At 66.7% G+C, this 24207-nt stretch carries 17 protein-coding genes and 1 tRNA gene; 9 read left to right on the forward strand and 9 right to left on the reverse strand.

What is annotated here, in order from left to right:
* The first annotated feature begins 40 nt into the window (after positions 1-40).
* Positions 41-2224 (forward strand): PQQ-dependent dehydrogenase, methanol/ethanol family, encoded by a 2184-nt coding sequence (locus KM135_RS15485; RefSeq protein ID WP_221714940.1) that lies wholly within the window; start codon positions 41-43, stop codon positions 2222-2224.
* Positions 2225-2389: 165 nt separating this feature from the next.
* Complete coding sequence (locus KM135_RS15490; protein WP_221714941.1) at positions 2390-2887, forward strand: DUF3237 domain-containing protein; 498 nt, start codon at positions 2390-2392, stop codon at positions 2885-2887.
* Positions 2888-2890: 3 nt separating this feature from the next.
* On the opposite strand, the gene KM135_RS15495 is transcribed toward KM135_RS15490, so the two are convergent.
* The 5 genes from KM135_RS15495 to KM135_RS15515 form a co-directional block, all read right to left on the reverse strand.
* The gene (locus KM135_RS15495; protein ID WP_221714942.1) at positions 2891-3280 is read right to left on the reverse strand and encodes a Rid family hydrolase; all 390 of its coding nucleotides are present in this window, start codon (positions 3278-3280) and stop codon (positions 2891-2893) included.
* A gap of 10 nt (positions 3281-3290) precedes the next feature.
* Positions 3291-3848, reverse strand: coding sequence for a pyridoxamine 5'-phosphate oxidase family protein (locus tag KM135_RS15500; RefSeq protein ID WP_221714943.1), 558 nt, complete (start codon positions 3846-3848; stop codon positions 3291-3293).
* The gene (locus tag KM135_RS15505) at positions 3845-4243 is read right to left on the reverse strand and encodes a nuclear transport factor 2 family protein (RefSeq protein WP_221714944.1); all 399 of its coding nucleotides are present in this window, start codon (positions 4241-4243) and stop codon (positions 3845-3847) included. The genes KM135_RS15500 and KM135_RS15505 overlap by 4 nt, the downstream gene beginning before the upstream one ends.
* Complete coding sequence (locus tag KM135_RS15510; protein WP_221714945.1) at positions 4240-5193, reverse strand: SDR family oxidoreductase; 954 nt, start codon at positions 5191-5193, stop codon at positions 4240-4242. The genes KM135_RS15505 and KM135_RS15510 overlap by 4 nt, the downstream gene beginning before the upstream one ends.
* A gap of 75 nt (positions 5194-5268) precedes the next feature.
* The gene (locus KM135_RS15515) at positions 5269-6912 is read right to left on the reverse strand and encodes an alkaline phosphatase family protein (protein WP_221714946.1); all 1644 of its coding nucleotides are present in this window, start codon (positions 6910-6912) and stop codon (positions 5269-5271) included.
* Between the two features lie 57 nt (positions 6913-6969).
* Between KM135_RS15515 and KM135_RS15520 the strand changes: the two genes are divergently transcribed.
* The 6 genes from KM135_RS15520 to KM135_RS15545 all read left to right on the forward strand — a co-directional run bounded on the left by KM135_RS15520 (position 6970) and on the right by KM135_RS15545 (position 12326).
* Positions 6970-9078, forward strand: a complete 2109-nt coding sequence (locus KM135_RS15520; protein WP_425517071.1) for a protein-disulfide reductase DsbD family protein — start codon at positions 6970-6972, stop codon at positions 9076-9078.
* The gene (locus tag KM135_RS15525) at positions 9078-9821 is read left to right on the forward strand and encodes a TlyA family RNA methyltransferase (RefSeq protein WP_221714948.1); all 744 of its coding nucleotides are present in this window, start codon (positions 9078-9080) and stop codon (positions 9819-9821) included. The genes KM135_RS15520 and KM135_RS15525 overlap by 1 nt, the downstream gene beginning before the upstream one ends.
* A gap of 113 nt (positions 9822-9934) precedes the next feature.
* Positions 9935-10483, forward strand: coding sequence for a TspO/MBR family protein (locus tag KM135_RS15530; RefSeq protein ID WP_221714949.1), 549 nt, complete (start codon positions 9935-9937; stop codon positions 10481-10483).
* Positions 10484-10522: 39 nt separating this feature from the next.
* Positions 10523-10813 (forward strand): accessory factor UbiK family protein, encoded by a 291-nt coding sequence (locus KM135_RS15535; RefSeq protein ID WP_221714950.1) that lies wholly within the window; start codon positions 10523-10525, stop codon positions 10811-10813.
* A 183-nt stretch (positions 10814-10996) separates the two neighbouring features.
* Positions 10997-11503 carry a type III secretion system chaperone family protein gene (locus tag KM135_RS15540; protein ID WP_221714951.1) on the forward strand — a complete coding sequence of 169 codons (507 nt, stop codon included), beginning with the start codon at positions 10997-10999 and terminating at the stop codon, positions 11501-11503.
* Entirely contained in the window at positions 11490-12326 is an 837-nt protein-coding gene (locus KM135_RS15545; protein WP_221714952.1) for a pyrroline-5-carboxylate reductase family protein, read from the forward strand. The genes KM135_RS15540 and KM135_RS15545 overlap by 14 nt, the downstream gene beginning before the upstream one ends.
* Before the next feature lie 477 nt (positions 12327-12803).
* On the opposite strand, the gene KM135_RS15550 is transcribed toward KM135_RS15545, so the two are convergent.
* Positions 12804-13310: a MarR family winged helix-turn-helix transcriptional regulator gene (locus KM135_RS15550; RefSeq protein WP_221714953.1), complete on the reverse strand. Its 507-nt coding sequence runs from the start codon at positions 13308-13310 to the stop codon at positions 12804-12806.
* Between the two features lie 121 nt (positions 13311-13431).
* Between KM135_RS15550 and KM135_RS15555 the strand changes: the two genes are divergently transcribed.
* Positions 13432-13506: transfer RNA gene (locus KM135_RS15555), tRNA-Gln, on the forward strand.
* A gap of 80 nt (positions 13507-13586) precedes the next feature.
* Here KM135_RS15555 and KM135_RS15560 read toward each other — a convergent pair.
* Genes KM135_RS15560 through KM135_RS15570 form a run of 3 tightly spaced genes read right to left on the reverse strand, consistent with a single transcriptional unit; the run spans position 13587 to position 24204 of the window.
* Positions 13587-14339 (reverse strand): metallopeptidase domain-containing protein, encoded by a 753-nt coding sequence (locus KM135_RS15560; protein ID WP_221714954.1) that lies wholly within the window; start codon positions 14337-14339, stop codon positions 13587-13589.
* Positions 14324-20902, reverse strand: coding sequence for a M23 family metallopeptidase (locus KM135_RS15565; RefSeq protein WP_221714955.1), 6579 nt, complete (start codon positions 20900-20902; stop codon positions 14324-14326). The genes KM135_RS15560 and KM135_RS15565 overlap by 16 nt, the downstream gene beginning before the upstream one ends.
* 5 nt (positions 20903-20907) lie before the next feature.
* Entirely contained in the window at positions 20908-24204 is a 3297-nt protein-coding gene (locus KM135_RS15570; protein WP_221714956.1) for a hypothetical protein, read from the reverse strand.
* Between the last annotated feature and the right edge of the window lie 3 nt (positions 24205-24207).

Genomic DNA, 24207 nt, shown 5'->3' on the forward strand with positions numbered 1-24207 from the left:
AGAGTCAACAAGGGGTGACGGAGAGGGGTCGCAAAGGGGCATGAGGAAATATCTGGGAGCGCTGTGCCTGTTGGCGCTCGCGGCCTGTTCAGGCGGCCAGGGCGGCGGCTCCGACACGCTCGCGGCGGACAATTGGGTGACGCCCGGCGGCGATCACGGAAAATCGCATTATTCTACCCTGACCGACATCAATCGCGAGACGGTCGGCACGCTCGGCCTGGCCTGGGCGGCCGAGCTCGGCACGACGCGGGGCCTCGAAGCGACACCGGTGGTCATCGACGGCGTGATGTACACGAGCGGCGTGGCGGGCCGCGTCTATGCGCTCGACGCGGCGAGCGGCAAGGAACTCTGGCGCTACGAACCCGAGGTCGACATGCAGGTCAATCGCACGGCCTGCTGCGACATGGTCAATCGCGGCGTCGCGGTGGCGCGGGGCAAGGTCTATGTCGCGACGCTCGACGGCTGGATGGTCGCGCTCGATGCGAAGACCGGCAAGGTCGCCTGGCGGAGCGACGCGATCGTAGATCGAGCACGCGGCGACAATTCGACCGGCGCGCCGGAAGTGGCGGGCAATGTCGTCGTCATCGGCAATGGCGGCGCGGAATATGACGTGCGCGGCTATGTGAGCGCGTTCGATCTGGAGACCGGCAAGCTCGCATGGCGCTTCTTCACCGTGCCGCGCGACCCCAAGCTCGGACCGCAGGACCATCCCGATCTCGAAGCGGCGGTGAAGACCTGGGACCCGAACAGCCGCTGGGATATCGGCGGCGGCGGCACGCCGTGGGACGCGATCAACTATGACGCCGAGACCGGGCTGGTGCTGGTCGGCACCGGCAATGGCGGGCCTTATGCGGTCTCCAAGCGCAGCCCCAAAGGCGGCGATAATCTCTATCTCGGCTCGATCGTCGCGCTGGACGCCAGGACCGGGCGCCTCAAATGGCACTACCAGGAGACGCCGGGCGACAATTGGGACTTCACCTCGACCCAGCCGATGATCCTGACGCGCATGAAGATCGACGGGGAGGAGCGGCCGGTGGTGCTGCACGCGCCCAAGAACGGCTTCATGTATGTGCTCGACCGGCGCGACGGGAAGCTGCTGCGCGCCAATGCGCTGGTGCGGATGACCTGGGCGAACGGCGTCGACATGAAGACCGGACGGCCGAACCTGACGCCGGAACGATCGGACTATACCAACGGCCCGAAGATCGTCTTCCCCGGCTCGCCCGGCGCGCGCAACTGGCATCCGGCGGCTTATGATCCCGAGAGCGGGCTCTATATCGGCGCCGTGCAGGACATGGGCAACGTCATCTACATGACGCCGGGGCAGAAGCCGCTGGCGCGGCGCATGCTCAACAATGATGCGGCGCTGCTGTTCACCTCAGACCTGCAGGCGATCCTGCCGACCCTGCCGCCGCCGCTGCGCGATGCCATCACGGCCCGGCCGGAAATGGCGTGGGTGAAGGCGAACCCGGCGACGACCGAGCTGCGCGCGCTCGATCCGCTGACCGGCAAGACCAAATGGGCCGTCAAGACCGGCGGCTGGCAGGATCGGGGCGGGGCGCTGGCGACGGCGGGCGGTCTGGTCTTCCAGGGCAGCATCGACGGCAAGCTGCGCGCCTATGACAAGGCGAGCGGCAAGCTGCTCAAGGAGATCGACACGGGGAGCGCGATCCTCGCCGCGCCGATGACCTACCGGATCGGCGGCGTGCAATATGTCGCGGTGATGGCGGCCTGGGGCGGGGGCGGCTTTCCTTACATTCCGCCTTATTCGGCCGCCTACAAGCGGAGCAATCAGGGACGTATCCTTGCGTTCAAGATCGGGGGCGGCGCGGTGCCGCTGCCGCCGGAGTTGCCTGCGCTCACCGTGGCACCCGAGCCGCCGAAGCAGGCGCCCGGCGTCACGCCGGCGACGATCGCGCGGGGCATGACGCTCTTCTTCGGGCATTGCGGGCTTTGCCACAGCAACCAGCCGCGCTCGGTCACGCCTGACCTGCGCCGGATGAGCGAAGGCTCGCATGCCGCGTTCAGGCAGATCGTGCTGGAGGGGCTGCTGCTGCCCAACGGCATGCCGCGCTGGGACGACCGACTCAGCGAGCAGGACGTGGACGCGATCCACGCCTATCTCATCGATCTTCAGGCCAAGGCGCGTGCCGAGGAACTGGAGAAGCAGAAACGCGGCCTGCCCCTGGACACGCCGGGGCTGACCATCTTGTCGAATTATTGATGCGAGCGCGAGCCCCTCTCAAATCCTCCCCGGCACGGGGAGGGGGACCAGCGAAGCTGGTGGAGGGGGCCCACAGCCGCGCCAACTGGCAAGCCCCCTCCACCATCCCCGCTTTCGCGCGGATGGTCCCCCTCCCCGTTTCGGCGAGGATTTGAAAGGATGACCATGACCTACTCTACTCTCGACAATCCGGTCCTCGAATTTGCCTTCGAGTGCCGCCTGCAATTCACCCGCGTCCACGCGATCCCCAATGTCCACAATGGCGGCTTCCGCTCGGCCGTGCTGGTCGATCAGGGGCATTTCGAGGGGCCGCGTGTGCGCGGCAAGGCCGTACCCAATTCGGGCGGCGACTATGCGCATTTCCGCGATGACGACACCGCCGTGTTTGATGCGCGCTATCTGCTCGAGACCGACGACGGCGAGATCATCTACATGCAGAACCGGGGCTATCTCTGGGGCCGCAAGCCGGACTCGATGCAGCGCCTGCGCGCCTGGGCCTTCGAGGGCGGTGATCCGGTGGCACACGAGGATTATTATCTCCGCGCCCAGCCGACCTTCGAGACCAGCAAGGGCAAATATGACTGGATGACGCGGCACGTCTTCATCGGCGTCGGCGAGCGCAAGCCGGACGGGAATTTCGTGCGTTACTATGCACTGACCTGAGCCTCAGCGCGGCGTCACTACCGCCTCCGCCTCGATCTCGCATTTCCATGTCGGGCCATAGAGCGCCGCGACCTGCACCAGCGTGCCGACCGGGCGGGTCGGCTTCATCGCGCGGGTGAAGGCGGCGCTGATCGCGTCGGCGTCGGCAATGTCGGTGACGAACATGCGCACGCGGACCACGTCCAGCGCGTTGCCGCCGAGTTCCTCGATATGGGCGATGATCTGGCGGAAGCAGTCGTCGGCCTGCGCGCCGGCATCCATCGCCACGCCATCCTCCATCTCGGCGACGGTGCCCGCGACGAAGATGTGATCGCCCACGCGCAACGCGCGGGTGAAGCCGATTTCCTCCTCGAAAGCGGAGAGGGGTGGGATGCGGGTGCGCTCGGTCTTCATTCTGCTCTCCTCAATCGAGCGTCAGGCCCTGCGGCCGCCAGGTGTCGGTGGTGCTGGGGATCGATCCGGTCGCGATCTCCAGCCAGAAGGGCTTGAAGCCGATGAGGATGAAATCCTTCGGGAAATCCGGAAAATAGCTCTTGAGCGCGTCGCCCTTGTACGGGTTCTTGTTGGCGATGAACCACTCGTCCTTCATCGCGCGGGCCTCGCCCATCAGGCTCGCATAAGCGGCGCTGCGATCGTCGGCGAAGTGGAGCGTGGCGGCGCGGTTGTGTGCGATCTGGTCGAGCTTGCGGGTGCCGGGACGGGTCGCCATCCAGAGCATGAAATCCTCGTCCGGCGCTGAGACCAGCACGGTGCGGGCGCGGGGGCGGTTCTCGGCGTCGACCGTGATGAGCGTCGTGAAGCTGTCCTTGGCGATCAGCGCCTTGGCCGCCGCGAGGATCGCCGCCGGTTCGGCGGTGCGAACATGCTCGGGCACCTTGGGCTGCGCCTGTGCGCCCTTGGTGCCGGCCGCGATGGCCGCCAGCGTCGCGCCGATCAGGACTTCGCGCCGGCCGGTGCTCATGGCGGCAGCATCGCGCATTCGACATTGGCGATCTTGCCGTCGCGCAGCGTGTAGAAGATGAACTGGCGCAGCTCCTGCACGTCGCCCGCCGCGATCGGGAACAGGCCTGGTGCGCCGTTTGCGTCGAGGGTCGCGCGGTCGAGATCGCGATAGGCCTCGATCCGTACGATGGCATCGACCGCCGTCAGCGTCTCACTCGAGGCGAAGTTCTGCACGCGCACGCTCTCATGCACATGCGCGTGCAGGAAGGCATAGAAGCGCTTCATGTCCTCGCGCGAGCGGATCGAGACGCCGAAGAAGTCCATGGCCATCGGTTCCGCGTAGAAATCGCAGACGGCATCATAATCCTTCGTGTTGAAGGCCGCGAGATAGCGGTCGTAGTCGGCGCGGTTCATGCCGGCTGCGGCGCAGGGCCCTTGGCCGCAGCGGTCAGCATGTCGCGATTTTCCTCGATCATCCGGCGGACCGAGCGGGCTGGGGTGCCAGTGAGCGTTTCGACGTCGTCGGTGCGGATCGCCAGATAACCCTCGCGGATCGCCTGGCCGAAAGTGACCATATCGTCGCTGTTCCAGGGGATGCCGCTCACATATTGATCGTCGACCGGGCGGCGCGGAATGCCCATGGCGTCGAAGATCGCATATTGCTGCTCATCATCCACCGCGACGTGCTCGACCGGGCAGCCGGTGATCTGCGTGATGAGCGCCGCGACTTCCTCGAAGGTCTGCAGGTCCGGGCCAGTGATGTTGTAGATCTTGTTCTCATGCCCGGGCGTCGTGAGCACGGCGACCGCGCTGGCGACGCAATCGTCGCGCCAGACCATCGCTTCCCGCCCATTGCCCGCATTGCTGAACCATTTGCCGGTGGCGAGCATATTCGGCCCGGCCATCAGGATCATCGCATCGGCATAATGCGCGTCGCGCAAAGCGGTCCAGGCCATGCCCGAGGCGCGCATGGCGTTCTCGGTCTCGATATGGTCGTGGCGCACTTCGGCCGGATTGGCGGGATCGTCGATGCCGATGAAGCTGGTGTAGAGGATGTGCTTCACGCCCGCTGCGGCCGCCGCATCGATCGCCGCCTTGTGCTGAACGACCCGGGCGCCGACGCGCGTGCCGGAGATGAGCAGCATCTTCTCCGCGCCCTTGACCGCTTCGGCGAGCGTCTCGGGCTTGTCATAGTCGCCATAGCGCACGTCGCAGCCCTGCGCGACGCGATCGGCGAGCCTGGCCGGCGAGCGGCTGATGAGGATGAGCTTTTCGGCCAGGCCCTTGGCGATCAGCATGTCCGTCGCCGCCCTTCCATATTGGCCGGAAGCGCCGGTGATCACGATCTTGCCCTGGTTACTCATTCTCTCTCCTCTTCGTCCGATCTGTTCGTCGCCCGGCGGTTCTCGCCGCGCTCGTCAGAAGGGACTTTATCAATCTCACTTCGCGGGGCAACTGCTCGTCGCGGAGGGATCAAGATCGCGGCACTGGCCGTCAATGCCGGTCGTCGGCAGCGTCAGGCCGATCTGCGCGGCGAGGGTGGGAAGGATATCGACCGTCTCGACGCCGAGCGGCTGTTCCATATGGACCATATTCTTGCGCCAGAAGAGGATCGGCACGCGGCGATCATAGTCCCAGGGGCTGCCATGGGTCGCGACATAGCCGCCACTGCCATCCGCGATCGGCGTGACGCGGGGCTTCAGCAGCACGACGAGATCGCCCGAGCGCTGCGGATCGAAGCTGGCCTTGGCGATCGTCAGCAACGTCCAGCTTTCCGGCGGGCCGGCGGGCGCTGGCGCGGCGGCCAGTTCGGCATGGGTGAAGACGGTCTGTACCTGCGGGCTGGCGAGATAGAGTGCCCTGGCTTCCTTCAGCACCTGCGCGCGCTGGGCGGCCGTCAGTGCCTTGTTGACATAGATGTCGCCGAAGGGGCCGGTGCCGTCGATGAGGTCGCCGGGCAGGCCGGTCTTGGCCTGGAGCGCGGTGTTGATCGCCTTGGGGTAGAGCGCCGGATCGACGCGCTGCGCGTCGCTCGCCGCCTGTTCGCGCTGCCGCTCGGGCAGATCGAGCCCGCCATGGTCGGCGGTCAATGTCACCATATAGTCGATGCCGGCCTTGTCGAGCCGATCGAAGAAGGCGCCCAGATTCTCGTCGAGATTGACCATCTGGATGCACATCTCGGCGCCGCGCGTGCCATAGCTGTGGCCGACATAGTCGGTGGCGCTGAGGCCTAAGATGAGCAGGTCCGTCGCGGTGCCTGCGCCGAGCTTCTGATCCTCGACCAGACTGGCGGCGAGGGCGAGCACGGCGGCGTCATATTCCGGCGAGGCGCGGAAGGCCCTTATGTCTCCTGCCTTGCGCGCGAAATGATTGGTGCCGACGCTGACTTTGGGCGCGACGACTACCGGGCGATCGACGGCCTGACACCTGTCCGGCAGTGCAAGGGCGGGCCGTTCCTGATCGAGCATCACCTTGATCCCGGCATTCACCTTTTCGACCAGCGGCGTGACCGGCGTGCCCTTGTAGCTGCCGAAGCCGGTCGTGCCCTGCCACCACCAGATCTGATCCAGCTTCCTGCCGCCCATCATGATCGCGGCGCGGTCCTTGCCCGCGACCGAGACGACGCGCGAGGCCGGGTTGGCGTCCTTCATATAGCCGCCAAGCGTCGGCACTTTCAGAAACTGGTTGGAGGCCGTGTAGTCGCGCGAGCTGCTGCCCGGGACGGTCGGGTCTTCCGAGCAATAGACGGTCTTGTCGGCCCGCGCGACACTCTGGTCGATCCATTCATTGGCGATGATGCCGGTGTGGCCGGGGCGATTGCCGGTCAGGATCGTCGAGTGGCCGGGGCAGGTCTCGGTCGCGGCATGGCTTTGATAGCCCTTGGGGAAGACGGCGCCCTGCTGGAGCCGGGCGAGGCCGCCGGTATAGCGCGTGCGATATTCGGCGAAGAGATCGGCGGAATATTGATCGACCGAGATGACGACGAGCAGCTTGGGCGGCGTCGCGGGGGCCTGCTGGGCGAGGGCGGGCGCGGAGGCCGCCAGCAGGGCGCCGGTCAGGAAGCGAACGAAGCTGCGCGTCATGAAATTCTCCTTGGGAAGCGGCGGGGCAGCGCCTAGATACGCTCAATGGACTTCCCTCTGCGACGGCTCAATGGCCTTTTGATGACGGCCCTGTGCCTTTGCGCACTTCTCCTGGGCGCGCAGATGGCCCAAGCGCAGATCGGCGGTGCCTTCGGCCCGAAGGGCGAGCCGCATATCCGCGCGAGCCTGGTCACGGAGAGCGCGGCGCCGGCACCGGGTGGCACGGTGACGGTTGCCATCCTCATGAAGCCGGACAAGGGCTGGCACGGCTATTGGGAAAACCCCGGCGATGCGGGCGCGGGCATGCGGATCGAGTGGGAAACGCCAGAGGGCGTGCGGATGGGCGCGCTGCGCTATCCGGTACCCGAGCGGCTGTTGATCGCCGGTCTCATGAACCATGTCTATGAGCATGATTATGCGATGCTTCTGGACATTGCGATCCCCGCTGAACTGGCGCCGGGCACATCGATCCCGATCCGCGGCAAGGCGCAATGGCTGGCTTGCACGGACAGCATCTGCGTGCCCGAGCAGGGCGAGATTTCGACGACATTGACGGTCGGCGATGGCCGTATCGCGCCGGAGGATCGCGCGCGGTTCGACGGCTTCCGGGCGAGCATTCCCCGGCCGCTCGACCAGCAGGCGCGCTATCGGGTGACAGGCGACCGCATCGCCATTGCTGTGCCCTATCCGGCCGCTGCGCCGGTGGGGCAGCCCTGGTTCTTCGCGCTCAGCAAGCAGCGCGTGGCCTATGCCGAGCCGCAGCAGGTGCGGCGCGCAGGCGATTTTCTGGTCGTCGAGACCGCCGTGCCGGAGGGTGCCGCGACGAGCGGGGCGGTGGACGGCGTGCTGGCCGTATCCGACAAGATCGCTTTGCAGATCAAGGCTGTACCGGGCGATGTTCCGAGTGGTGGCGAGCGGATCGGCGGTGCGGCAGGCGAGGCGGCGAGCGGGGAGTGGACGGCGGCGGCCGTGCTGCTCGCGCTGGGCGGCGCCTTCCTTGGCGGGCTGATCCTCAACATCATGCCCTGCGTCTTCCCGATCCTCAGCCTCAAGGCGATCAGCCTTGCAAAAGCCGGCGGTGAAGAGCGGAAAGTACGCAGCGAAGCCTTGGCCTATACGGCGGGTATCCTCGTCACTTGCCTCGCGCTCGGCGCGCTGATGCTGGCGATCCGCGCGGGCGGCGCGCAGATCGGCTGGGCCTTCCAGCTGCAGGACCCGCGCGTCATCGCGCTGCTGCTGATCCTGATGGTGGCGATCACGCTCAATCTGCTGGGCGCCTTCGAGATCGCGACGGTGAGCGTCGGGCAGGATAAGGCGGGGCAGGGCGGTCATGCCGGCGCCTTCTGGACTGGTGCGCTCGCGGCCTTCGTGGCGACGCCCTGCACCGGGCCATTCATGGGCGCGGCGATGGGGGCTGCGCTGGTGCTGCCCTGGCCGCTGGCGTTGACGGTGTTTGCGGGGCTGGGCCTTGGGCTGGCCTTGCCGTTCCTCGCCATTGCCTATGTGCCGGCTCTGCGCCGCCTGATGCCGCGCCCGGGCACCTGGATGACGACCTTCCGCCGGATCATGGCCGTGCCGATGGGGCTGACGGCGCTCGGCCTGCTCTGGCTGCTCTCGCGCCAGCTTGGTGTCGGCGGGATCGCGCTCGGTATCGCGCTGGCTGCAGTCGCGACGATCCTGCTCGTGCTGCTCGGGCGGCGGCAGCGGTCGGGCGTCGGCGTGAACTGGGCGCTGGGCGGGCTGGCGCTGGTGCTGCTCGGCACGGCGGCTGTCGCCGCGCCGCCGTTCGTGCGCTCGGAAAAGGTTGCGGCGGGCGAGGGCCTGCTGGGCGAGTCGTTCAGCGAGGCGAAGCTGGCGGCGCTGCGGCAGGCGAACAAGCCCGTCTTCCTCTATTTCACCGCCGACTGGTGCCTCACCTGTAAGGTCAACGAGGCCAATGCGATCGACACGGAGGCCGTGCGGGATGCGTTCGACAAGGGCGGCATGACGGTGATGGTCGGCGACTGGACCAATGCCGATCCCGCGATCAGCCGCTTCCTGGAAGCCAATGGCCGCTCAGGCGTGCCACTCTACCTCTATTATGCGCCGGGCGCCGCCGCGCCGCGCGTGCTGCCGCAGGTCCTCACCCCCTCGACCCTGACCGATATCGCCAAGGCCGGCGCCTGATGGCCAAGAAGCGGCTGGACCAGCTGCTGGTGGAGCGTGGCCTCGTGGAGAGCCGGACGCGCGCGCAGGCGCTCATCATGGCGGGCAATGTGCTGGTCGGCGATCGGCCGGTCGACAAGCCGGGCCAGGGCGTGGCCGAGGATGCGGCGATTTCGCTCAAGGGCAAGGATCATCCCTGGGTTTCGCGGGGTGGCTTGAAACTCGATCATGCGCTGGCGCAGTTCGGGTTGGACGTCACCGGCATGGTCGGCCTCGATGTCGGCAGCTCGACCGGCGGCTTTACCGACGTGCTGCTGACGCGCGGCGCGGCGCGGGTCTATGCGGTGGACAGCGGCACAAACCAGCTCGCCTGGAAACTGCGGCAGGACCCGCGCGTCATCGTCCACGAGCAAACCAGCGCGCGCATCCTGACCGACGCCCATATCCCGGAGCCGATCGACATCATCGTGTGCGATGCGAGCTTCATCAGCCTCGCCAAGGTTCTGGAGCGGCCGCTGAGCTTCGCCGCCGATCCCGCTCTGCTCGTGGCGCTCATCAAGCCCCAATTCGAGGCCGGGCGGGCCGATGTCGGCAAGGGCGGGGTGGTGCGCGATCCCGCTGTCCACGAGCGCGTCTGCGAAGATGTCCGGAAATGGGTCACCGGCCTGCCGGGCTGGCAGGTTCTGGGCATCGCGCAGAGCCCGATCACCGGGCCGGAAGGCAATGTCGAGTTCCTGATCGCGGCACGGCGCTCAGACCGGTGATTTCGTCGCAATTTCGCGCTTGCGAACATCGCGTCCGCGCCGCAAAGCCATGTCTGTGATGTGGGGATCGAGCGGTGGGGGATTCGCATGAAGCCTAGTCGTGGGGTGCAGGCATGAACGAGATTGCCTCGCAGGGTCAGTTGCGGCTGGCGTTCCTCCGCTGGGCATTGGTCACCGTGCCGGCCATCGAGTTTCTCGGCATGGTCTCGGGCTTTCTCTCCAACAGCGGCTACGGCAATCGCTGGTTCGCAGCGCTGGTGAAGCCGGATCTGACACCGCCGGGCTGGGTGTTCGCGACTGTCTGGCCGACGCTCTACCTGCTGATGGGCCTAGCGCTCGCCATCGTCATCCATGCGCGCGGGGCGCGGGGGCGGGGACTCGCGATCATGCTGTTCATCGTCCAGCTCGTCTGCAACTTCGCCTGGTCGCCTTTGTTCTTCGCCGCGCATGAAGCGACCCTGGCCTTCTATCTGCTGCTGGTCATCCTCGTCCTCGCGACCGTGACGACCGTGCTGTTCGGCCGCATCCGCGCGCTCGCAGCCTGGCTGATGGTGCCGTATCTGGTGTGGCTCGGCTTCGCGAGCGGCCTCGCTTACGATATCGATCGCATGAATCCCGGCGCCGAAAGCCTTGTGCCGTCGGCTATCAGCACCCAAATCTGACCATGTGCCGCCAGCGGGGCGGCGAAGGAACATCGACCCATGCAGAGTGAGAATCGCTTTTTCGACGATCTTTCGAAGATCATCAACGGTGCCGCCGGCACTGTCGCCGGCATGACGCGCGAGTTCGAGAGCAATGCGCGGGAACGCGCCAAGGAATGGATCGGCGGGCTGGAATTCGTCAGCCGCGAGGAATTCGAGGCCGTGAAGGCGATGGCCGCGCAGGCGCGCGAGCAGGTCGCGGCACTCGAGGCGCGCCTGGCCGTTCTGGAAGGCAATGCGCCGGCTCCAGCGCAGAAAGCCAAAGCGAAAAGCAGCAAGCCCGCCGAGTAATAATTTCCCCGGCGCGCCAACCGGTTATCCACAGCTTATCCACGATCTCATGAACAAAAGCGGGACGGAAGCCGATTGTGCGGATGCCCAAAGCTTTTCGCCGCATTGCGGTCGTGCTAGGAGAGGGCGTCCGGGGCCATTGGCGATGGATCGCCTTCTAGATGTGGACAGACGGTTTTTGAGATGATCGACCGGGACGGATATACCATCGGCGAACAGGAAGCCGAGCCGATCGACATGCTGTCGGCCTATTTCGAAGCGCACGAATGGCCGTTCGAGCATGTCGGCGAGGACGAGATCGTTGCGCGGCATCGCGGCAGCTGGACGGAATATGAAGTCCGCGCGATCTGGCGCGATGACGACATGGTGCTCCAGCTCCTCGTCATGCCGGACATTCGCGTGGCGGACGACAAGCGTCTGGCGATCTGCGAAACCATCGCGCTTATCAACGAACAGCTCTGGCTTGGCCATTTCGAGCTCTGGTCGAGCAGCAGCACCCTGCTGTTCCGGCACGGCGCATTGCTGGGGTCGAGCGGATCGCTGACGCTCGATCAGGCCCAGCTTCTGGTCGAGAGCGCGATCGACGAGTGCGAGCGCTTCTACCCGGTCTTCCAGTTCGTGCTGTGGGGCGGCAAGAACCCCAATGAAGCCATGGCGGCGAGCCTCATCGAGACGCATGGCGAAGCCTGAACGGGCCATCGCCTGGCCGGATCGACTGCTTTTCATCGGTTGCGGCAATATGGCCGGCGCGATGCTTGCGCGCTGGCTGGACTGTGGCCTGCCGCCCGAGCGCGTGACGGTCGTGCGGCCAAGCGGCAAGGCCGTTGCCGAGGGCGTGAACGTACTCACGCAACTGGATGGACCGGTGGCGGAAGGGACGTTGGTCCTGCTGGGCTTCAAGCCACAGCAACTCGGTGAGATCGCGCAAACCCTAGCTCCGTTGCTCAGTGGTGCGACCTTGTTCTCGATCCTCGCGGGCGTGCCGGTCGCGCAATTGCGCGATGCCTTCCCGCAGAGCGGCACGATCCTGCGCTGCATGCCGAACCTGCCGGTGCGGATCGGCAAAGGCGTCTCGATCCTGCATGGCGACGTCGATGCGTCCGCCGTGCAGCGCGAGCAGACGGAGGCGCTGTGCGCGCCGCTCGGGCTGGTCGAATGGCTGGACGACGAAGCGCTGTTCGATGCGGCAACGGCGGTGGCCGGCTGCGGCCCGGCCTTCGTCTATCGCTTCATCGATGCGCTGGCCGCGGCCGGGCGCAATCTCGGCCTCGGTGACGCGGCTTCGGCGCGCATGGCGCTGGTGATGGTCGAAGGCGCGGCGATCAGTGCCGCCGCAAGCGACATTCCGCCCGATGCGATGGCCGATGCCGTCGCCAGCAAGGGCGGCATGACGCGCGAGGGACTGGATGTGCTCGATCGCCCAGACGGGCTGGCGTTCCTGATCGACCAGACCTTGCGGGCCGCGCGGGATCGCGGCGTGGCGCTGGCGGCGCTGTCGCGCAAGGCGGATTAGGTCGCAGCATCATAGAAGCCGACAGTTCGGACACGACGCCATTGCTGCTCTTAGCCCCTCCTCTTCAGAGGAGGGGTTGGGGTGGTGCTGCAACGGTCCGGTTGATCGCTACGCGAGCGATGCTGGCGCATCGCCACCACCCCCTAACCCCTCCTCTGAAGAGGAGGGGCGATGGCCGCTCTCACCCCAAATCAGCCGTTGGAGAATATCGCGCCTTCTCCGCAAAGCGGACGTTGCGCTGATTCAGTTTTATCGGTTCGCGATTGGCTTGTCTCGACAACCCATTCGCGAGAAGCGGGGCATAGCGCGCTGAAAATCGCTGTCCTACGGCTCTCATCCGATGGCACTCCGGCCACGCTCTTTCTCAGGTCCGGCAATCCCTTTCCCGCCGCCGGTGCGGAGGCGGTAAAAACGGGTTCGATAGTGTGACCTTCGTGTGACCTTTCGCTTAGGGGCCGGGGACAATCTGGATCCGACCTAACGCTTGGCCCTGATCTGCAGGCTCGCGACCATCCGCTGATCCTCGCCGTCCAGCAGATTTTCGAGCACACGCCAGAAGCCCGTGACCGAGCCCTGGCCGGCGGTCGAATAAGCGCTCGCCATGCGTTCGCGCATCGCATCGAACAGGGCGGTCTCGACCGTCTCGCCGGCCGCAGTCAGCCGCAGCAGGCGCTGACGCCGGTCGCGAAGGCCGGGGCTGGTCTCGACGAGGCCGCGCTCGACCAGCTCGTCCAGCACGCGGCCGAGCGATTGCTTGGTGATCCCGAGCAGGCGAATCAGCGTGGAGACGGTGAGATCGGGCTGGCGGGCGATGAAATAGAGCGAGCGCTGATGCGCGCGGCCAAGCCGGTGCTGGTCGAGGACCGGATCCATGACCTGCGCGAGCGCTGCATGGCCGAACTGGAGCAGCTCGATCCCGCGCCGGATTTCCTCCTCGCGCAGGAACAGCGGGGACGCGGCGGGACTGGGTGCGGTGCTGGCCATGGCGCGCTCCTTAGCCGATCGGCGGGCGGCTGAAAATGCGCGTGAAGAGCGTGTGCCGCTATGCTTGGCTTTTGCGGCAAGGGCGCTATATGACCGCCTCCGGCGCGATGCGCCGCGATGCTGGGGCGTCGCCAAGCGGTAAGGCAGCGGCTTTTGATGCCGCCATTCGCAGGTTCGAATCCTGCCGCCCCAGCCATCGTGCCCTGCGGCAGAGAAAACCATGCCCACGGCGGCCAGCGGTTCACGACCGACGCTGAGGAGGGCAGCTCGCTACGTCTATCCGACTGCGCCCATCAGGCGATCTTCTCGCGCGCGGGTCGTCCTGCTGACCAGCGCGAGCGCGCAGGCCGAGTCCGGCGGAATCGTGATAACCCGACGCAGTGCCACGAGCGGACCGTGCGTCGTGTGAGACAGCTCGAAAGCCACGAGGCGATTTTGCCATCGTTCGATCAGCAGCCCCGCCCAGGCGAAGGCGCGCTGCTCAGCCAGTTGCGAAGGCGGCGTTCCGGCAGACAGCGGCTCCGGCGCCGCCCAGCCGGCTGCAACGCGCAGGGCCATGCAGGGCGGGACGATGCCGTCTTCCTCGTCCGGCAAGGGGATGCGGCCCATGAGGCAGCGCACGCCGTCGCGCTCGCCATAGGGCAGGTCCGGCCATTGGAACAGCAGATGGCCCAGTTCATGCGCGATCATCGCGGCGCGCGCGCCGGCTGGCACGAGCGCATAGGCTTCGCCGCCGCGAAAGGTCCAGGCGTGCGGGCGCGCGCTCTTCGGGCCGAGGAACAAGGTCGGCATGCGCGCGCCGAAACGGCCGAGAAGCGCGCGAATGACCACGGGCGCTTCGGTCAGCCGCGTCCGCTCGGCCGGCGAAAGATCGCGGACCGCGCCCGCATCCAGCAGATCGATGGTCCCACTGCCGAGCGCCTCGTACCAGCGCAGCACGCGCGCTACCCGGCTCAGGTCGTAATCGCTCACCAAAGCGACGACGCGCAGCTGCAGCGCTCGCGCCGTGCCACTCAAGAAAAGGTCCATTCCTCGACGAGGCTGCCGTCTTGCAGACGGCGGTATCCCCATGGCGTGCCGCCCGTCACGGAAATGCCGAAGCGCACGATATAGACGAGCTCGGACGTCGCACTGGCCGCTGCGACCCGTTCGACCGCCGCATCATTGGCCGACGCCTTGCCGCCGTCGCTTCGCAGGTTCAGCCCATAGCGCCCCAACGGCAGGTGGATGAAGGTGACCGGATCTCCGGATGCGGAATCGATCGGATGGCGCAGCCAGCCCCAGTCGTCGAGCGCTGCCGGATCGAAGTCCGGCACATGGCTTCGCGCGACCCGCACGGTGCGGATCTCTGCCGTTCGCCTGAGATCGCAGGAGGGATCGAGCGCGCGTTCCGGCGTCAACCAGGGGCGATCCTGATCGGGATCGACCGGCTTCAGCTCCGTCCCGTTCACCTTGAGGGTCAGTGGATCCACGGTACTTTCGATGAACAGGATGCCGTCGAAGAAGCCGGCGACGCCGATCTGGTTTGCGCCGGCCAGGGCGAATTGCTGATTGAGCTTCTCCGCGAGCTTGTCCGGCGTGTCATTGACGGCGACCTGGATCGTGACGTTGCCCTTCGTGCTTTCGAGCCGCCATTCGGCCGGGGATGCGGCTGCGCCACGCCGGCCGGCGAAGCCTGCAAGCAGATCCTTGCCCGCCTCGGCGCTGCCGGCATCCGGCCAGCCGCGCGCCGCAAGGCTGATGCCGGCGCCGAGCAGGACGTCGGCAACCGCGCGGGTCGGCCCGGCTGCCGGTAGGTTGACCGCGCCCAGCGTGCCCGCGCGCTGTGTCTCGACGACGATCGCACCGTCGGGGAAGAGACGTGCCGTGCCGACTCCTGTGGGTGCGATCGCGGCATTGATCCGGTCGGCGATCTGCTGCGCGGTGTAGCTGCCGTTGGGGAAGGACACGCTGACCAACGTCGGCGCCAGCACGGTGGAGGCGGGCAGGGCGGCATTGAACTCGATCGGCAGGTCTCCATTGAGCGTGAGCGGCCCGGCAAACGGCGGAATGACGACCGCCGCGCGGCAAGCCGGCGCCTGGACTTCGTCGGTCGGAAAGGCCGGCCCCCGCCCGGCATGCTCGATGCACTGGAGCGATGAGGCCAGGCCGACCGTCTTGCTCTCCAGCCGCATGAACAGGTCTTTTTCCGCACCCTTCGAGCGGGCGCCATAGACGTTTGCGGCGATGGCCGCCGTGGTCGCTTTCGAGACGGCGGACCTTGCGGCCACCGGACCCGGCCGCACTGTCGCGAGGCGGGCGGCCCGCTCGAACATTGCGAGAAGCTCGGCGCGTGTGACGGCCGCCGCATCGGCGACATCGCCCGTTCCGCTCGCTTCCAGCGTTGCCGCGCCGGCCGCCGCGTTTTCCACGGCCAGGCCGAGCAGCCCGGCCAGCTCAAGAGGGCCGGCGCGCAGCCGCCATCCGCTCCCGGCGCCTTCGGTCTCGATGTGGAGCAGCGGCGTCGGGAATGTCGGCTTCTTGACGGAGGCGGTCTGATCGACGACCCACGCCCGGACGCCTGGCACGGCCGCGTTGATCGCGGCCGCGACGTTCGTGGCTGCGGCGACCTCCGTCTCGAGGCCGGGAAGCGCCTCGACGAGATCGAGCGGTGAAAGATCGACATCGTAGCTGCGCGCCGTGCCGCCGGGCGACTGGACCTCGATCGTGAGATGCCGCGTTCCCGGCATGAGGGGCGTGACGCCGCGCACGCCCTGCAGCACGGCAGGCTGTGCATGCAGCGTGATTTGCGTGCCGCCGACCTGATTGGTCACGGGATGATTGAGCTTGACGGCCATGCGTAGCGCCGTCCCGTTCCATGCATAGGTGGCGCCGCCGACCGAAGAGACGATGGAGGCGCTGGGGGCGGCCGCGGCGAGGCCAAACGGATCGCCGCCGGCATCGCGCGTGCAGGCAATTTGCCATCCCCCGGTGGTGGAAAGCGTGAAGGCCGCTCCTGGTCCGCCGTCGGCGATCGTGAGGATCGAGGGGTCCAGATCCCCGGTTTCCGTGGGCGGCGCTGCGAATTGCCAGGCTGCGCTGGCCGCCGGGTCGTCCGGCATGAGCGCCAGGCCGTCGCGGTTCTTCGCATCCTTGGTCAGGAAGCCGATGCGCCGGATGTCGGTTGCCGAGACGGGGCGCAGGAATCCCATCTGCTTGAGGCCGGTCGAATCGGTGAGGCTGACAGGCGCCGGGACCGACGAGCCGGAAGGGGGCGGCGGTGGCGGCTCGCCCCGGAAGGCATCGCGCAAGGCAAGTCGGTAGCTCAGCCGCACGGTGCAATCGGCCAGGCCTGCGGCGATCAGCTCGGCGACGGCCGCTACGCTGGTCTGCGTGCCGTCGAAGACGATCTCGACCGGTGCCGCGCCATTGACGGCCACGGCAAGGCGATCGCCCGCCCTGGGCAAATCGCTCAGCAAAGGCAGCTCTAGCCGAGCCCGCTCGGTATCGAGCGGAACGCGCACGCGCGCGCCATCGATCAGGAAATCGACCCAGCTCATGCCGAGCAGCCGCACGGGACCGGCGATCGGCTCGGTCTGCAGTTGGACGCCGGGCGTGGCGACCGGTGTGAAGGTGAATGCAGGGGACGGACCTGCGAGCTGGAAATCGTCAATGCTGATTGTGTGACCGGCGCCCACGCTGACGACGATCCTGTCGCCATTGACGGTCGCGGCTGGCGTCACGACGGCCGGATCATAGGGGAGGGTCGCCGCTGCTTGCGCGAGCTCGATCTGCCGCGCCAGCTGCGCCAGCGCGATGGCGCTGCAGCTGACAAGGCCATTGCCGGTCGGCGAGGTCCCGGCCAGCGCAGCCAATCGCAGGCCGGGATCGCCATTGGCCAGCTTCTTTTCGATGGCGATGGTGGCATCCGTCCCGCCGTCGATCGTCTCGACGATGATATCGCCGCCTTCGTCCGAGGCGCGCACGCCCTCGGCCTGGAGGTTGATCCGCCGCGCGATGAGCGTTGCCGTCGTGTCGCCGGACTGGAAGGCGACGTTCTGTGCCACACCACGCAGCCGCAGGACCAGCGGGGTGGCGGTGAGGTTGGCCGCCGCGAAGGCGTCTTGCGCGGCCGGGAAGCGGTGGCTGGCCTCGCGGCCGAGGATCGGCACGGAAATCCCGGCCAGGCCGAACCGGCCGGGGTTGAGCGGCAACGTGCCGATGCTCGGGATTTTGGAGCCGGCGCTGTCATAGGCCAGATCGAGGACCCGATCGAGGCGCGTACTGCCACCTGTGAACGTGGCCGCCGCGCCGCCGATGGCGATGCCGAGTTCGCTCGCGATGGACGCCTTGGCAAGCGTGACGCCCGCCGTCATCGGTTGTCCGCTCGTCAGCCCTGCATTGAGCAGTGCGGCGAGATCGTTGACGCTGACAGCCCGGCCATCGGGCACCACGCCGGAACCACGCGCGATGGGTGGTAGCGCGCCAATGAAGGGCATGGCCGTTGCCGGCGCCAGTTCGAGGCTCGCCGCGCTGCCCCCGTGGCGCGTTTCGATGACGACAACGGACAAGGCCAGTGCGGTCGGGCGCGCCTTTTCCTTCGGGATGTCGGCTCTCATCCATTTGGACGATGCCGATCGTGCCACCTCTCGCACGGGCAGCCGCCCGGTTGCCGGGTCGAGCGTGGCTTCGACGCCATCAACGCTCAGCTTTTCGCCATTTGCCAGGCCGAGATCGACGGCGATGTCGGCGACGAAGCGGGCGGGCGAGGCGAGGTGATCGTGAAACTCGGTGACCGATCGATCCCCGCGCAGGACCCAGCGGCTGCCCGCGACCTGATGGGGCGCACGAGATGTTGTGGTCATGAACGCACCGGGCGGCTGCGCGATCTTGAATGTCGGCGCTGCCGCCGGGGAAGCGTTTTGCCGAAGATGGTTGAGCAGCGCGAGATCGTGTACATGGCCGAAGCTGTCTGCCGTTGCGAGGCCTGCGGGGTCCCGTGCGTCCAGCAGGGCCTCGATCTGGGCGCGGCTCAGCGTCACATCGTGGCTGTGACCTTGGGCGATGCTCGTCTTGAGCGTGATCGTGTCCGGGATCGCACCGCCCAGAAGAACGGAATCGATGAGCAGGTCATGGCCATGATCCACGGCTGCGCCAGCCAGCCGTGCCGGCACGAAGGGCAGGCAACGGGGATTGATCAGCTTTGGCTTGCGTTCGTTGGATGACACATAGAAGGCCATGGAGAGCGGCTTGCCCGGTACGTGCCCCTTGCCCGGGATGATGACGAGCAGCGGATAATTGCGGAACCAGCGCGTCGAATCGTCGCTGAAGACGATGGGGTGATTGGTTTCCTGCCGGCCGCCGGCATGTCTCTGCCCTTGTTTGGTATTGCTGTGAAAATGCAGGTGGTGCTGGGCGCTCCGGCCGTTGTTGTCGATGTTGACGATGTGATTGCCCTGCACGACGCGATCACCCAGTTCGGCCTGCACGCTGCCTTGCGAGATGTGCAGATACTCGCTGAAGGTGAGTACGCGCTCCTCGTCGGTGCCCGGATCGACGGCGGGCGACCAGCGCGTGTGCAGGATGCCGACGGAGTTGGGCTCGTCCTTGTCGTCCGGGCGTTCCTCGCGGAAGTTCATGACGATGCCGTCGCGCGCGACGAGGCCGGGAACGCGCGGGATGTGATTGAAGTCGATGGCGTAGTGATTGTCGCTCTTCTGCTTCAACGTGTTGGCGTTGTCCCAGGCGACCGGATAGTGGCTGAAGATGCCGTGCGATCCCTGTCCGCACAGCCAGTTGTCATCCGCATCGTAGGGGAGCTTGAACGGGGAGTTTTCCGCGTCGAGACTGTCGTAGACGCCCGGCTTGTCGCGCCCGTCGTCGAAGTAGAAATACCATAGGAAGAAGAGGACGGCCGACGCCAGCAGGCCGAGCAGGATGGCCTGTATGTAGAACGCGATATTCGATGACTGCTCGAACATCGTGATGACCGTGCCGATCGTGGCCATGATCAGGACCACGATGAGGATCACGATGATCGCGGTCTGAAGGTCTTCCTTGCCGGTGCTGAATTCCAGCTCGCCGACCAGCAGCGCCGTGATCAGCGCGCCCAGCACGGCGGCAGCGCCCAGGACGATATTGGTCATGCGGTCGAGCCTGGCGCTCGGCACCCGGCCGATGAAAATAAGCGGCATGAGGAACAGTGCGGCGACGAAGAAGGCGACGACGATGACGATCGATGCGATCACGGCGCCGGACATGTTTTCGAGCTGGAAATCCTCCCACGGCACGCAGATCGCGCAGATCATCCCGACGAACCAGCCCACCGGCAGCGCCAGCATCAGCAGGCGGCTCGGTGCCGCCTCGGGCGAACCGGATTCCTTGCCCAGCGCCATCGCATAGGAAAGCGAGCGCGCGAACTGGTAGGGCATGCGCCATTGGGTGACGTGGCTGATATAGCCCATCCAGCGCCGTGTAACCGAAAGGTACCAGTTGGACTTGGCGTGATGCTCGTGCAGCGAGCCGAGCAATCGCCAGACGATGTTCATCGCGAAGTCGGCCTGGTCGGTGAAGAACCAGTTCTTGGCGTCGAATTCCGGCATGCCCTGGGCCGGCATCGAGACATTCACCTTCTCGGCGAAGCCGGCGCGCACCACCGTCCGGGATATCTGCCAGATGAGGCCGAGCAGCATCATGATCCCGTCGAGCGGCCGCTGTGCGAAGGCGGCCGTGCGGATCAGCTCCCAGAGCAGCGAGAAGCTCGCGAAGATGTTGGTGACGAGGTCGGTCGTCCAGATCGCGTCCGGCTTGGGATTGGGCACTGCCTGCGCCTCGAACCGGGACGCGGGCGAATCCTCCGTCGCACCCTGCGGTCCCCCGATATCGACATTGACAGTCACATCGACCCGGAACCCCGCGCTTGCCCGCAACACTGTTCCGAAGCTTTCGTCAAACATTTGGATGACGAGCTGGAGCCGGTCGAGATTGGGACCCTGCATGAGGTCGAAGAGCTGGCCGATCGCGAGCCGCAGCTGCGCCTTGAGGTTCAGCGAGCGCAGCGCATCCTCGGCATCGTCGAGCAGCGCGAAGGCGGGGCGCAGCATGCGACGCAGGGCGACGGCCGAGCGCAGTGCGCGATGTGCTTCCATCGAACGCGGTCCATTGCGGACCGGGCGCTTGAGGGTGTCGATGACGCCCTCCAGTTCGCGCCGCAGGAAGGTAACCAGCGCGGACAAATCGACCGGCGCCAGCAGGTCGATCGCGAGTTCCGCGCGCCGCTGAAGTACCACACGCCAGCTAGAGGGTGGCGTATCCTTGAGTGTGTCGAGCAGATCGACGATCATCTTGTCGAAATTTTCGAAATTGCCCTCGGCCTTCGCCTTGAGCCCGGCGAAGGGTCCGCCCGCCGCGAACCACGGCCCGAAATAGTCGGCGGCGCGTCGGTCGATGCTCATGCGTTCCCAGAGCGCCTGCGAGACGTCGCTGCCGATAGTACCTGCGCCGAGAAGCGTCAGTACGCCGTCGGCGGCATTGTCGAAGCGCTGCTTCTGCGGGCCGGCCTCCAGTGCCTCCTCGAGGCGCTGCGGATGGAGGAGGATATGACCGAGTCCCATCGCTCCTATCCCACAGCGACCGAGGCGCTGACCGAGACCGAGGCCTTGCCGCCGCCAGTGTCCTGGAGCGGAATAGCGCGTAGCACGGCATCGAATGCGGCCTCGACCTTCTTCACCTCCACGGTGAGGCCGCCCGCCAGCGCCGCGATGGCCGCGTCGCTCAGCTCGCGGATATCCGCTGGGAGATCGAACAGCGGAAGCACGTCGGCCATCAGCGCCTCGAACGTCGGATCGAGCTCGCCCGAAATCACGGTGCTGGGATCGAGCTGGAGCAGCCGCTGCACGGCACCTTGATACTGAACGTCGAGCGCGCTGATCTGGTCAGCCGGGATGATGCGATCGAGCTCGAAAAGCCCTTGCACCGTCTGATTGACCCCGTCGATTGCCGTTCCCAGCCCATCCAGCGGCAGGCTTTCGACGCCGCCCTGAACGCGCCCGACGATGGCATCGACCGGGTCGCTGATTGGCGCGAGATCGAAATTGCGCAACTGATCCACCAAAGTGTCGAGGCTACCGACCACGCCACCCACGCCCTGCGCGCCGGTGATCGAGTCCATCTTCGCGTGAGCCGCGCCGATCAGGGCGGCGAGACCGCCTGCCATCGCGGCAAGATAGGGTGAGATGGCCGCGAGCGCGGCATTAAGTGCGAGCAGCGGCTCGCGCACGGCTTCCTCCAGCGCCGGTCGGATGGCGTCCTTGAGCGCCGGGATGGTAGCGGGCCGTTGCATCAGCGGATCGAGCACGCTGCCGCCGTCGATGATCTCGGCGAGCTGATAGTCCTCCAGTCTCTCGAACAGGGCGCCGGCGACCTCGTCGATATCGTCGCGGACGCGCTTCCAGCTTTCCAGCGACGCGCGAAAGGCGGCATGCGCGGCTCTAGTTTCGGGATCGTCGGCAAGCCCTGTCACGGCGGCGGACAAGGCGCCGAGCTGGGCATGTCCGGCAAGCGCCATCACGCCCGCATCGGCCTGGCGTAGTGCCGGAACCAGCCGCCCCGCGATCGCATCGCGCCGGCTGCGCGCATTGGCCGCCGCGACGGCGTCGAAGGCGGCCGAAAGGTCGGCAATGGCGAGCGGATCGAGCCGGTCCAGCGCTTCCTCGACGAAATCCCGAACTGCCTGTTCGCCATCGCCCGGTGAGGAAAACAGCGCGGCCGCATCGGTCAGCACATCGCGCAGATCATGAGCGAGATCGATATAGGTCGTGACCTCCGTGACGATGTCCGTGATGCCTTCGAACACATCGTTGAAATGCGAGGCGTCGAGTACGTTCGCGATCGCCTCGTCGATGGCGGCATTGACCGGTTTCAGGAGATTGCCGGGGCGCACCGCGTCCAGCGCGCCTGTCGTCTCGTCGAGCGCCGCCCGCAGCGGGGCCAGGATTTTGGCGGAATCGATCACATTGGCGCGCGCGGCGAGCGAGGCGAGTTCGCTCTGCAATGCGCGGAACAACTGGCTCGGCGCGAAGCCCTCCAGCTCGCCGCGCAGGCTCGCGAAGGGCGCCCCGAGCGACGCCGCGATAATGACGCTCGGGTGGAACTTCTCGATCCGCATCTTGAGTTCTTCGAGGCCCTTGTCCACTTCGCGCAGGGCCACCGCGATACCGCCCGAGGCCGCCTCGCTTGCCTTGCTGACCTGGACGGCAACCTCGTTCTCGACATCGATTCCGGTGAGATAATCGACCGCTTCGCGCAGCGGCGGCTTGACTGGATCGGGAATATTCTTCGGGTCGATCTGGCGCACCTTGTCTTCGAGCTCGCCGAGGAGATTGACGACTTCGTCAGCGGCGCCGGACAGGTCGACTTGCGAGAGCGCCCCGAGACATTGCTCGAACAGGTCTGCGACTTCCTGAAGCGCGGCGGCGACCTGCGGATCGCCGATGAGCTCGGCAGCCGCTTCCATTTTTTCGCGGATCGGCTCTATGAGGGACGAGGGATCGAAATTGCCGCTGACGTCCGAAATCGCTCCGATGGCCTGCACGATCGCCGCGCGTACCGGCGCTACGGCCGGCTCGACGATATCATCGGCAAACGCCTGCAACTGTGCGGGCACATCGGTCAGCGCTGTCTCGACAGCCTCGAGATCGAACGCGGCAACGGCGGCGGCCACGGCATCGTCCACGGGTTGGAGCAGGTCCGTAATGGCGTCCCGCACGGCCTCTCGACCTGCCTCGGCGGCAGCAACTGCCTCGTCGATGGCGTCGCGCAGCGCGCCGAGCGCGTCCGTCAGAGTGCTGAGATCGAACTCGGTGATCGCCTGAGCGACGTCGGCCAGCGGGTTGTCGCCCGCCGGCGGAATCTCGGCGATCATCGAACGGACCCGCGACATGATCGGCCCGATCGTGAGCGGCGGTTCCGCAGCGCGCACGGCAGCAAGCCGCGCCTGTATCAGATCATTGGGCAGTTCCCGCAGGGCACTGAACGGGCCGCGGTCCGCATTGAGCGCGGTCGCCAGCGCGCCGAGCGTGTCGCGCACGGCTTCGCGCGCGGTGTTTGGTACGTCCGGCAAGGCGAGAGCCTGCGCCTGCGCGACCAGCTGCGGCATATTTGCCGCCGCCGCATGGATGCGGTCGCTCGCGTCGATCAGCGGTTGCGCGACGCGCGTCGTCGGCAGATCGAGGATCCGGGCGAGCAGCCCCAGCGTTCGCCCCAGGCTCGTGGCGAGCTCCGGGCCGGATTTGCCGCGCCAGCTTTCAATCGTCGCCAGCGGCTCCAGCAGATCGTCGATCAGCGGCACCGGCATGAAGCGGACCAGCGGTGTCTGGAAGCCCTGCGCCGCGCGCAGCAGCCGATCGAGCAGAGTCGGTGCGTCGAACGGGCCTATCTGTTGAAGAACCAAGCGCGCCTGAACCGCCGCAGCCTTGATTTCCTCGATCGTCGGCTTCTGCTGTTGCGGCAGAGCCGTAGCGCCCGGCATGCCCTGCGGCCCGCCATGCTGGCGGCCGGTCGCGATCGTCAGGCCCGCCCGCAGCAGCTCGACAATGCCACCGATGCTGCCCGTTGCCGAGACCTGTATCCGGGCATGCAGACCGGTGATCGGCGCCAGCACGGGAAGCAGCGCATCCGCCGTGTCGAAGGAAAGCAGCCCGGGGAGTGACTGAAGCCGTGTCGCAAGCTCGCCGATCCCCTCCAGGCCTGCCGGCAAGGGCAGGGTCGCGATCGACTGGCGGAGATTGACGAGGACATCTGGCCCATCCTGCAGGGCGCCCACGGCATCGACGATCGAGCCCAGGCTTCCCATGCTGGCGGACATATCGACCTGCACCGACAAGAGGCCATCGAGAGAGTCGAGGAGCCCCGCCATTGT

The organism is Sphingobium xanthum, assembly GCF_019737615.1.
GTDB lineage: Bacteria > Pseudomonadota > Alphaproteobacteria > Sphingomonadales > Sphingomonadaceae > Sphingobium > Sphingobium xanthum.